The sequence below is a fragment of the Sphingomonas lutea genome (assembly GCF_014396785.1).
GTDB classification, from domain to species: Bacteria; Pseudomonadota; Alphaproteobacteria; order Sphingomonadales; family Sphingomonadaceae; genus Sphingomicrobium; species Sphingomicrobium luteum.
In genome coordinates, this window is sequence record NZ_CP060718.1 from 134,336 (window position 1) to 145,485 (window position 11,150).

Consider the following 11,150-nt stretch of genomic DNA (forward strand, 5'->3'; position numbering starts at 1 on the left):
TATGCCAGATACCGACACCATCGACCGCGCCGATTCGCGCAAGGTCCAGATCGGCAGCTTGTCACCTGGGGACAGCGGTCGCGGCTTCGCCCGGCTGTCGGTCAAGCTGATGGAAGCGCTCGGCATCCGCGAAGGCGAAGTGATCGAGATCATCGGCAAAAGATCGACCCCGGCGATCGCGCTTCGCCCCTATGACCAGGACGAGGGCATCGACATCATCCGCGTCGACGGCCTGCAGCGCGCCAACGCCGGCGTCGGGTCGGGCGATTTCGTCGAGGTGCGCAAGGCGCAGTCCAAGCCGGCGACGCGGATCGTCTTTGCGCCCGCGCAGCCCAATATGCGGCTGGAAGGGTCGGCCGATGCGCTGAAGCGCAGCTTCCAGAACCGGCCGCTGACCGAAGGCGACACCGTCGCCACCACCGGACACCAGCGGGTCAATGCCGACATGCCCGATTCCATCCGGCAATTGCTCAACGCCCCGGCCTTCGCGCTTCAGGAAGTGCGCATGGTGGTGGCGCAGACCGTGCCCAAGGGCATCGTCCACATCGACGCCAAAACGGTCGTCGAGCTTCTTCCCGAATATACCGCCAAGGATGGCCAGCGCCGCGCCGACGTTACCTATGACGATTTGGGCGGCATGCGCGACACGATCGACGCGCTGCGCGAAATGGTCGAGCTTCCGCTGCGCCACCCCGAGCTGTTCCAGCGCCTGGGCGTCGACCCGCCCAAGGGCGTGCTGCTGCACGGCCCGCCCGGCACCGGCAAGACGCGGCTGGCACGGGCCGTCGCCAACGAGGCCGCGGCGCGCTTCTTTTCGATCAACGGGCCGGAGATCATGGGGTCGGCCTATGGCGAGAGCGAGCGCCGATTGCGCGAGATTTTCGAGGAGGCCGCCAAGTCCGCGCCGTCGATCATCTTCATCGACGAGATCGATTCGATCGCGCCCAAGCGCGACCAGGTCACCGGCGAGGCTGAAAAGCGGCTGGTCGCGCAGCTGCTGACGCTGATGGACGGGATCGAGCCGCGCCAGAACCTCGTCGTCATCGCCGCCACCAACCGGCCCGAGGCGATCGACGAAGCGCTTCGCCGGCCGGGCCGGTTCGACCGCGAGATCGTCATCGGCGTTCCCGACGAACCGGGGCGGCGCGAGATCCTGGGCATCCACACGCGCGGGATGCCGCTGTCGCCCGACATTGACCTCGATGGGCTGGCCAAGCGCACCTACGGCTTCGTCGGCGCCGACCTGGCCGCGCTGACGCGCGAGGCGGCGCTGGAGGCCGTGCGGCGGATCATGCCGCGCATCAATCTGGCCGAAGAAGCGATCCCGCCCGAGGTGCTCGATGCGCTGTCGGTCGAGCTCAAGGATTTCGACAATGCGCTAAAGCGCGTGCAGCCGTCGGCGATGCGCGAAGTGATGGTCGAGGCACCGCAGATCCGCTGGGACGATGTCGGCGGGCTTGATCAAGCGCGCGACCGGCTGCGCGAGGGCGTCGAGCTGCCGCTCAAGCATCCCGAGGCATTCCGGCGATTGGGCATTCGGCCGGCCAAGGGGTTCCTGCTTTATGGTCCGCCGGGCACGGGCAAGACGTTGCTGGCCAAAGCCGCGGCGCGCGAGGCCGAGGCCAATTTCATCGCCACCAAATCGTCCGACCTCCTCAGCAAATGGTACGGCGAGAGCGAGCAGCAGATCGCGCGCCTGTTCAACCGTGCGCGGCAGGTGGCGCCGACGATCATCTTCATCGACGAGCTCGACAGCCTGGTTCCGGCGCGCGGCGGGGCCTGGGCGAGCCGCAAGTGACCGAGCGCGTGGTCAACACCATCCTCGCCGAGATGGACGGGCTCGAGGAGATGCAGAACGTGGTCGTCATCGGCGCGACCAACCGGCCGACGCTGATTGACCCGGCGCTGCTTCGGCCGGGGCGGTTCGACGAATTGATCTATGTCGGCACGCCCGACACGGCGGGGCGGCGGCGGATCCTGGCGATCCACACCAAGGCAATGCCGCTGGGCAAGGACGTCGACCTTGAATCGCTGGCGCGGCGAACCGAGCGGTTCACCGGCGCCGACCTTGAGGACCTGGTGCGCCGCGCGGGCCTCACCGCGCTTCGCCGCGGGCTCGACACGGGCAGCGTCAGCCAGGCGGATTTCGAGGCCGCGTTGCTTGAAACGCGCGCGTCGGTAACGCCCGAAATGCTCGAGGAATATGAACGCATCCAGGCGACGCTGAAGAGCGAAGCGACGCGGCCGCTGGGCGGGATCGGCTTCGTTCTTCCGGGCATGTTGCGCCCCAAGACGGGCGGGAAACCGCCGGCCTAAGCGTTGGTCAGCGCCGCGCGGGCCCAGGCGAACAAGGCCACGAGCAGTCCGCCGCACAGCGCGAACGGAACGTCGGGGTGCAGCGTGTAGAGGCTGATGCCGAGTGCCGGCGCAAACACGAAGCTGATGCCATTGGCCCAGGTGATGACGCCCGCGACCGCGCCCTGTTCGGCCAGCGGGACGGCAAGCGAGGCGCCGCCGGTAAAGCCCGGGCGCGTGAACCCGAAGCCGAGCGACGATAGCGCGAAGGCGATGGTGATGCCGTACAGGTCGCGCGCGAGGATGGTCCCGAACAGCCCGGCCGCGGCGATCAGCGCGCCGACCAGGATGAGGGCGCGCGGCTTGAGCGCGAGGCGTGGGATCAAGCCCCATTGCGCCGCCAGCGTCGCCGCCGCGCCGGCGACCATGACGATCGCGATCGGCCCTTCCGAGCCGCGCGGCGTCAGCTGCAGCCGGTCGATGACGAAGAAGCCGAGGCAGGTCAGGATCGCGGCCTGGGCGTGGCCGGCGACGACCCCGGCAACGATCCACGGGCGAATGCGCGGGTCGTTCCACTTGAGGCGGCGGCGCGACCGGCCGGAGGTCGCGGCAACGACGCTGGCCCCGGTCGGCGGCGTGGCAAGCGACGGATAACTCATCGCTGCCCCGCGCCCGACGCGCCGGCCGTGGCGGTCGTTGGGCAGCCACACCAGGATCGCCGCGGCGACGATGATCCCGATCGCGGAAAAGGCGAACAAGGGGCCCGACAAGCCGACGAAGGGCAGGACGAACAAGGGCGCCACGGCGGGACCGATGATCGTGCCCAGGCCGAACGAGGAGGACAGAGCCGAAAGCGCTGCGACGCGCCCGCTGCGCCGCGTCTTCGATGCCAGATAGGCCTGCGTCGCCGAAGGTGTCGCGCAACCGAGCGCGCCGTAGATGGCGCGGAAGATCGCGAACAGGCCGAAGGTCAGCGCGCCGCCGATCAGCCCATGGAGCCCGGCAAGCAGCGCCAGCCCGCACAGCAGCATCGACACGATGAAGCCGCCGACGCCAAGGATGGTCAGCGCCTTGCGCCCGTGGCGGTCGCTGCGTTCCGCCCAATATTGCGCGAGCGCGACCCACAGGATCGCCGACCAGGTGTAGGCAATCGCCACCCAGAAATCGGCGATCCCGACCGCGCGGCCGATCGCGGGCATGACCGATTGCAAGGCGGTGTTGCCCGCCGCAGCGACGAGCATTGCGGCGTAGAGCAACAGGAAATGGGTCGTGGTCAGCGCGCTTGCGCCGACTCCCCGGTCGCGCGCGATGGAAGCCATCGGGCGTCATTGCGAGGAGCGGCGCGACGAAGCAATCCATTAGCGTTCGGGCATGGATTGCTTCCCCCGGATCAAGCCCGGGATCGCAATGCCGGATGAGAAAAGCAGGCGGTCGCCCGGAACCTTGCCAAGCCGCCGGGCTTTTGCCAACGCTCGCCCTCCCCTCGTTCCCACGGAGCTTCCATGCCGCCGACGACTGCGCGATCCTTGAAAGGCCACCGGCGTCTCGACCGCCGGCGCGATCGCCGTTCGCCGAGCCCGCGCTGGCAGTTCCTGCGCGGCTTCCTCAAGAATCCGGTGATGGTCGGATCGATCATCCCGTCGAGCCGGGTGCTGATCGAGCGCATGCTGCGACCGGTGGACTGGGACAATACGCGGCTGTTCGTCGAATATGGGCCGGGCGTCGGCACCTTCACCCGCCCGATCCTCGACCGCATGGGCCCCGACGCGCGGCTGGTGACGATCGACACCAATGCCGACTTCACCAAATATCTGCGCGAATCGATCGACGACCCGCGGCTTGTCCCGGTCACCGGGTCGGCGTCGGACGTGGAGACGATCCTTGAGGAGCGCGGGCTGGGCAAGGCCGATTACGTGCTTTCGGGCCTGCCCTTTTCCACCCTGCCGCCGGGCATTGGCGACGACATTGCCGAAGCGACATCGCGCGTGATCCGCCCTGGCGGCGCCTTCCTGGTCTATCAGTTCAGCCCCAAGGTGAAGGAGTTCATCGACCCGCATTTCGAACGGATCGAGCGCGGCTTCGAATGGGTCAACGTGCCGCCGGCCACCCTGTTCTGGGCGTATCGCGCCTAGCGTTCGAAGCGGAAATTCAGGCGGCGGGTGACGGTGTAATCGAGCACGTTGACCAGGAAATATGAGACCGCCCACTTGATCCGCAGCCACGGGTTGGAGCGGCTCTTGTGGCCTTCGGGCGTGATCCACTTGCTGTCCGCCACTTCCCGGTCGATGAAGCGGCGCATCATTTCGGCAAATTTGGCGTCCTTGACCCGAAGCATCACTTCAAGGTTGATGTAGAGGCTGCGGTAATCGAAGTTCGACGAGCCGATGTAGACCACGTCGTCGACCACCGCGAGCTTGGTGTGCAGCTTGGCCGCCTGATATTCGTACATGCAGACGTGCCGGCGAAGCAGCCGGCTGTAGGTATGGCGCGAGGCGGCGATCGTCGCGCTATTGTCGGACTTGGCGGCGGTGACGATCCGGACGTGGCCGCGGCGCCCCAGGCGGCCGATGCGCCGCAGCATCGTCCCCGGCGGCGCGAAATACGCGAAGACCATGTCGAGGCTCTTGCCGCGCCGGATGTCGCGGCCAATGCTTCGCCACCAGCTGTTCTTGGCGCTCATCGGCCCGGAAAACTTCCACTGCACCGGGCCGCGCCACTGGCTGTAGTGACTGACCATCCGCCGCAATGACCGCAAGCTGCCGTTCTTGCGGTGCGTCCAGCGGAACAAGGAATCGAAATATTCTGACGCGCAGATCACCGCGGGCCCTTCGATCGTCATCCACAGGTCGCGCCAATGCTGCGGGCCATCGTCCTGCAGATAGGTCTTGTCGATGTTGGCGCCGCCAATGAGCGCGACGCGGTCGTCGATGATCACCAGCTTCTGGTGGTTGCGCAGCAGGTAGCGGCGCCCGATCGCCGGGTTGAACACGCAGAACTGCCCGCCGGCGAGGCCGAGGCGGTCGAAGAATTCGGACGGCGCGCCCGATCCGAAGCCGTCGATCAGCAGTTTGACCACCACGCCGCGCTTCGCCGCTGCAGTCAACGCGTCACGCACCGCGCGCCCGCTGCGGTCCGCGTTGAACATGTAGAAGAGCATTTCGATGTGGCTCGTCGCGCCGGCGATCAGCGCGAGCAGGCGTTCAAGGCGCGCCTCGCCGCTCTCAATGACGGTCAGCGCGTTGCCGCCCACCTCTGCAGTGAGCATGCCGGTGGCCGGCGCCTTGGGAACGACCTTGGCCATCGCGTCCGCTTTCGTTGACTTTTCGAGTGGCCGCAAGCTATTGGCGCGCCCTTCCTGACATCCCATATTCCCGCTTCGGGAATTGCTTGCGAGGCGACGAATGGCGCGCGTTACGGTTGAAGATTGCGTTGATAAGGTTCCGAACAGGTTCGACCTCGTCCTGCTCGCGGCTCAGCGCGCGCGTCAGATTTCGGGCGGCGCGGACCTCACCATCGATCGCGACCGCGACAAGAACCCGGTCGTCGCCCTGCGCGAGATCGCCGAGGAGACGGTGCGCCCCAAGGAACTCAACGAATCGATCGTGACCAACCTGCAGAAGGTGCGGATCGACGAAGAGGACGAGACCGAGGAGCTGGCGTCGCTGAGCGATGCCGCCGAAGCGCTCCGCCTGACCGCGGCCGCCCCACCGCGCCCCAGCCCGTCGGGCGGCGACTACGAGTAATCACTGCGCGGCAGTGGTCAGCTGCTGCCGTTTCTTCTCGTCGCGATAAGCCCAGGTCAAATCGCCAAGTTTGAGCTCACGCCCGTCGTGCGCCTGGACGCATATCCTGCGGACCGGAAGGCCGTCGCGATTGTCGGCGAGGACGATATCCGGCTCGCCATGTCCCCAGGCTTCGCCCCACTGGCGGATGGCAATCAAGGCCGGCAACAGTTCCTCGCCCTTGCGGGTCAGCGAATAGACGATCCTGCGTCGGTCACCCGGATCCGGAAGGCGTTCGAGCACCCCGCCGGCAACGAGCTTTGCAAGCCGGTCCGAAAGGATATTGCGGGCGATTCCCAGCCCCGCCTGGAATTGCTCAAAATGCTGAAGCCCGTTGAAAGCCCCGCGGAGGATCAGGAACGCCCATTTTTCACCGACCAGCTCGACAGCTGCGGGAATGGGACAGGACAGAGCCGATTCCCGGAACGCGTCGATGTCGGACGACATAGGCTCCTCACTCACTCGGCGATTCCCATCAAAGCATAAGCGGGCGCTGAAAAACAGCCGGCATAGGCGCGCATCGACCTTTCGCACTTGCACAATGGCGGGTGCTCCGCCCATTTTAAGCGCGTGCTGCGCCAATATGAACTGGTGGAGAAGGTCCGGTCGTACGACCCCGACGCCGACGAGGGTCTGATCAACCGCGCCTACGTCTTCTCGATGAAGGCGCACGGCAGCCAGGTGCGCGCGTCGGGCGATCCCTATTTCAGCCATCCGATCGAGGTCGCGGGCATCCTCACGGACCTGAAGCTCGACGACCAGACGATCGCCACCGCCATCCTCCACGACACGATCGAGGACACGCTGGCGACCCCGCAAGAGATCGAGAAGCTGTTCGGCAAGGACGTCGCGCGGCTGGTCGACGGCGTCACCAAGCTGTCGAAGATCGAGGCGCAGTCGGAAAATGAGCGCGCGGCGGAGAATCTGCGCAAGTTCCTGCTTGCGCTATCCGACGACATCCGCGTGCTTTTGGTCAAGCTGGCCGACCGGCTGCACAACATGCGCACGCTCCATCACATCCCCAATGAGGACAAGCGCCGCCGAATCGCCAAGGAGACGATGGATATCTACGCCCCGCTCGCGGAGCGGATCGGCATGTACGAAATGATGACCGAGATGCAGACGCTGGCGTTCCGCGAGATCGAGCCCGACGCCTACGCCTCGATCACGCGGCGGCTCAAGCAGCTGCAGGAACAGGGCGGCGACCTGGTCAACCGGATCGGCCTTGGGCTCCAGCTCTATCTCGCCGACAATGGCCTGGAGGCCGAGGTGCGCGGGCGGCAGAAGCACCCCTATTCGATCTGGAAGAAGATGGCCGAGCGGCACATCAGCTTCGAACAACTGTCCGACGTGATGGCGTTCCGAATCATCGTCGACGATGCCGCCGACGTCTATCGCGCGCTGGGCCTGATCCACGGCCGTTGGCCGATGGTCCCGGGGCGCTTCAAGGACTTCATCTCGACGCCCAAGCGCAACGGCTACCGCAGCCTGCACACGTCGGTGATCCACGATTCCAAGATGCGCATCGAAATCCAGATCCGCGACAAGGCGATGCACGAGCAGGCCGAGCGCGGGCTGGCCGCGCACTGGGCCTACAAGGAAGGCAAGCCGGCCGCCGACCTGCATGTGCCGTGGGTCGACGACCTGGTCGAGATCCTCGACCATGCCGAGAGCCCCGAAGAGCTGCTCGAACATACGCGGATGGCGATGTACCAGGATCGCATCTTCGCCTTCACCCCCAAGGGCGAGCTGATCCAGCTGCCCAAGGGCGCGACCCCGGTCGACTTCGCTTATGCCGTGCACACCGACCTTGGCGACCGCACCGTCGGGGCCAAGGTCAACGGCCGCGTTGTGCCGCTGCGCACGATGCTGGAGAATGGCGACCAGGTCGAAATCCTGGCGTCCGAGGCGCAGCACCCGCAGCCGTCATGGCTGCGCTTCGTCGCCACCGGCAAGGCGCGCGCAGGCGTGCGCCGCTTCGTCCGCCACAAGGAGCGCGAGGAGACGATCGAGCTGGGGCGCAAGATCCACGAGGAGATCGTCGCGCGGCTGCCGGCCGAGCTCGACGCCGCGGCGCACAAGCGTGCGCTCAAGAAACTGAAGATCGACAATGACGACGAACTGATGATCGCCATCGCCCGCAAGCGGGTCAGCGACGAAGCGCTGATGGAAGCGCTGATGCCGGGATCGGCGGGCGGCGATGTCGCGCCGCGCCCGCTCGGCCAGCGGCAGGCGATCTCGATCAAGGGACTGACGCCGGGCGTCGCCTACCAGCTGGCGAGCTGCTGCCATCCGATCCCGGGCGATCGGATCGTGGGGTTGCGGCGCGAGGACGAGGGGATCGAAGTCCATGTCATCGGCTGCGACACGCTAGCAAGCGGGATCGATGCCGACTGGCTCGATTTGGCGTGGGGCGAAGGCTCGGACGGCGGCGCGGCACGGCTGGCGGTGATCCTGCGCGACATCCCGGGCGCGCTCGGCGCCATGTCGGGCATCCTCGGCGCCAAGCACGCCAACATCATCAACCTCGCGCTGGTTCATCGCGACGGCAATTTCCACACGTTCCACCTCGACATCGAAGTGCACGACCTGGCGCACCTCCACGCCATCATCGCCGCGCTGCGCGACTCCGAGCCCGTGTCGAGCGTCGAGCGGATCTGAGACCCTCCCCGCTTGGGGGAGCGGAGCTCTTGCGAAAGCTAGACCTGCACCCGCCCCTTTTCCCGCTTCTGGCGGGCATGGGCGTCGCCGCCGGCAAGGACGGCGAGCATGACGAGGTCGGACGCGCTGGCGGTCATCGGCGCGATCTGCACCGGGAGCTCGAGCCCTAGCATGTAGGGCCCAAGCACGCTTTCGCCGCCAAGTTCCTTGAGCAGCTTGGTCGACACGCTGGCGGATTGCAGGCCGGGCATGACGAGGATGTTGGCCGGGCCCGACAGGCGGCTGAACGGATAGAAGCGCTGCTGCATTTCATAGTTGAGCGCGACGTCGGGCGCCATTTCGCCTTCATATTCGAAATCGGTGTGGAAGCCGTCGAGCAGCTTCACCGCGCCGCGCAACTCCTCGATATGGACGCCGGGCGGGTTGCCGAAGGTGGTGTAGCTGATGAAGGCGACGCGCGGCTCCAGCCCCATGCGCCGCGCGAAGGCCGAGGAGCGCATTGCAATTGCGGCATATTGCTCGGCCGTCGGGCGCTCGGTCACCGCGGTGTCGGCGATGAGCACGGTATGGCCGCGACCGACGATGACGTTGACCCCGAACGGCGTGGTTTCGGGCGCATCGTCGATCACCGTGCGGACCTGGCGCAGCGACTGACTGAACGGGCGCGTGGTGCCGGTGATCATCGCATCCGCTTCGCCCAGCGAAAGCATCGCCGCGGCGAAATAATTGCGATCCTGGTTGACCATCCGCTCGATCTCGCGGCGCAGCAGGCCGTGGCGCTGGTGCTTCTGGTAGATGTGCTCGACCGCGCGCCCGACCAGCGGCGAATTGCGGCTGTTGAGCACTTCATACTCCTGCGGGTTGTCGACCCCGAGCTCCTTCAGTTGATCGTACACCTCGTCGCGCCCGACCAGCACCGGCGTGCCATAGCCGCCTTCCTTGAAGGCGATCGCGGCGCGCAGCACGTTGGGCTCCTCGCCCTCCGCGAACAGCACGCGCTTGGGGTTGGCGCGCGCGCCTTCGTAAGCGAGCGTCATCACCGCCACGGTCGGGTTGAGCCGCGAGCGCAGCTGATGGCGATAGGCCTCGATGTCGGCGACGGGCTTTTGCGCCACGCCGGTGCGCATCGCGGCTTCGGCGACGGCCGAGGCGACGATCTCCATCAGCCGCGGATCGAACGGGGCGGGGATGATGTAATCGCGCCCGAAGCTGTGCACTTTCCCGCCGTAAGCCGCGGCGACCTCCTCGGGCACCGGCTCGCGCGCCAGCTCGGCCAGCGCTTCGGCGGCGGCGATCTTCATCTCATCGTTGATCGCGGTCGCGCGTACGTCAAGCGCGCCGCGGAAGATGAAGGGGAAGCCGAGCACGTTGTTGACCTGGTTGGGATAGTCCGAGCGGCCGGTGGCGAGGATCGCGTCAGGGCGCACCGCATGCGCTTCCTCCGGGCGGATTTCGGGATCGGGATTGGCCATTGCGAAGATGATCGGCTGGTCGGCCATCGTCTTGACCATCTCGGGCTTGAGCGCGCCGGCGGCGGATAGGCCGAGGAAGACGTCGGCGCCGACGCAGGCATCGGCAAGGTCGCGCGCTGGCGTGTCGATGGCGTGGGCCGACTTCCACTGGTCGAGGTCGGTGCGGCCCTTGTGGATGACGCCCTTGCGGTCGCACATGGTGACGTTGTCGCCGCGAACGCCCATCGCCTTGATCAATTCGGTGCAGGCAATCGCCGCGGCCCCGGCGCCGTTCACGACAACCTTGATATCCTTGAACTCGCGGCCGGTGAGCGCGCAGGCGTTGATCAGGCCGGCGGCGGTGATGATTGCGGTGCCATGCTGGTCGTCGTGGAAGACCGGGATGTTCATCCGCTCTTTCAGCGTCTGTTCGATCACGAAGCAGTCGGGAGCGGCGATGTCCTCGAGGTTGATTCCGCCGAAGCTGGGCTCGAGCAGTTCGACGCATTCGATGAAGCGCTGACAGTCCTGCGTGTTGACCTCGATATCGATCGAATCGACGTCGGCGAAGCGCTTGAACAGCACCGCTTTGCCTTCCATCACCGGCTTGGAGGCGAGCGCGCCGAGATTGCCGAGGCCGAGGATCGCGGTGCCGTTGGAAATGACGGCGACGAGGTTGCCCTTGGCAGTGAAGTCGTAAGCGGTGCCCGGATCTTCGGCGATGGCGCGCACCGGCACGGCAACGCCGGGCGAATAAGCCAGGCTGAGGTCGCGCTGGGTCGCCATCGGCTTGGTCGCGACGATCTCCAGCTTGCCGGGACGACCGCGCGCGTGGAATTCGAGCGCTTCGGCTTCGGTATATTTGACGTTGCTTTCGGACATGGCGGGGAGTTAGCCGTTCACCTCCTTTCCGTCACCCCTACCGTTCGTCCTGAGCGGAGCGCAGCGAAGTCTTCGGCCT

Annotated in this window: 7 protein-coding genes and 1 pseudogene; 4 read left to right on the plus strand and 4 right to left on the minus strand. The window is 66.4% G+C overall.

What is annotated here, in order from left to right; all coding sequences use genetic code 11:
- Nucleotide 1 precedes the first annotated feature (1 nt).
- A pseudogene (locus H9L13_RS00675) lies at nt 2-2,316 on the plus strand (CDC48 family AAA ATPase).
- On the opposite strand, the gene H9L13_RS00680 reads toward H9L13_RS00675, so the two are convergent.
- Nucleotides 2,313-3,614: an MFS transporter gene (locus H9L13_RS00680; protein WP_187538143.1), complete on the minus strand. Its 1,302-nt coding sequence runs from the start codon at nt 3,612-3,614 to the stop codon at nt 2,313-2,315. The pseudogene H9L13_RS00675 and the gene H9L13_RS00680 sit on opposite strands and share 4 nt — an antisense overlap.
- 183 nt (nt 3,615-3,797) lie before the next feature.
- Here H9L13_RS00680 and H9L13_RS00685 point away from each other — a divergent pair, with 183 nt between their 5' ends.
- Nucleotides 3,798-4,427: a class I SAM-dependent methyltransferase gene (locus H9L13_RS00685; protein ID WP_187538144.1), complete on the plus strand. Its 630-nt coding sequence runs from the start codon at nt 3,798-3,800 to the stop codon at nt 4,425-4,427.
- On the opposite strand, the gene H9L13_RS00690 is transcribed toward H9L13_RS00685, so the two are convergent.
- The gene (locus H9L13_RS00690; protein ID WP_235091030.1) at nt 4,424-5,596 is read right to left on the minus strand and encodes a phospholipase D-like domain-containing protein; all 1,173 of its coding nucleotides are present in this window, start codon (nt 5,594-5,596) and stop codon (nt 4,424-4,426) included. The two genes, H9L13_RS00685 and H9L13_RS00690, sit on opposite strands and share 4 nt — an antisense overlap.
- Before the next feature lie 100 nt (nt 5,597-5,696).
- Here H9L13_RS00690 and rpoZ point away from each other — a divergent pair, with 100 nt between their 5' ends.
- On the plus strand, nt 5,697-6,038 hold the full coding sequence (gene rpoZ / locus H9L13_RS00695) for a DNA-directed RNA polymerase subunit omega (protein ID WP_187538146.1): 342 nt from the start codon (nt 5,697-5,699) through the stop codon (nt 6,036-6,038).
- On the opposite strand, the gene H9L13_RS00700 is transcribed toward rpoZ, so the two are convergent.
- On the minus strand, nt 6,039-6,524 hold the full coding sequence (locus H9L13_RS00700; RefSeq protein ID WP_187538148.1) for a winged helix-turn-helix transcriptional regulator: 486 nt from the start codon (nt 6,522-6,524) through the stop codon (nt 6,039-6,041).
- A gap of 123 nt (nt 6,525-6,647) precedes the next feature.
- On the opposite strand from H9L13_RS00700, the gene H9L13_RS00705 reads away from it, so the two are divergent.
- Nucleotides 6,648-8,738, plus strand: coding sequence for a RelA/SpoT family protein (locus H9L13_RS00705; protein WP_187538150.1), 2,091 nt, complete (start codon nt 6,648-6,650; stop codon nt 8,736-8,738).
- A gap of 38 nt (nt 8,739-8,776) precedes the next feature.
- On the opposite strand, the gene H9L13_RS00710 is transcribed toward H9L13_RS00705, so the two are convergent.
- Complete coding sequence (locus tag H9L13_RS00710; protein WP_187538152.1) at nt 8,777-11,071, minus strand: NADP-dependent malic enzyme; 2,295 nt, start codon at nt 11,069-11,071, stop codon at nt 8,777-8,779.
- Between the last annotated feature and the right edge of the window lie 79 nt (nt 11,072-11,150).

Bases quoted from the DNA above. Each gene is read 5' to 3' on its own strand.
- H9L13_RS00680 (WP_187538143.1), bottom strand. From the start codon at position 3,614: ATGGCTTCCATCGCGCGCGACCGGGGAGTCGGCGCAAGCGCGCTGACC.
- H9L13_RS00685 (WP_187538144.1), top strand. From the start codon at position 3,798: ATGCCGCCGACGACTGCGCGATCCTTGAAAGGCCACCGGCGTCTCGAC.
- H9L13_RS00690 (WP_235091030.1), bottom strand. From the start codon at position 5,596: ATGGCCAAGGTCGTTCCCAAGGCGCCGGCCACCGGCATGCTCACTGCA.
- rpoZ (WP_187538146.1), top strand. From the start codon at position 5,697: ATGGCGCGCGTTACGGTTGAAGATTGCGTTGATAAGGTTCCGAACAGG.
- H9L13_RS00700 (WP_187538148.1), bottom strand. From the start codon at position 6,524: ATGTCGTCCGACATCGACGCGTTCCGGGAATCGGCTCTGTCCTGTCCC.
- H9L13_RS00710 (WP_187538152.1), bottom strand. From the start codon at position 11,071: ATGTCCGAAAGCAACGTCAAATATACCGAAGCCGAAGCGCTCGAATTC.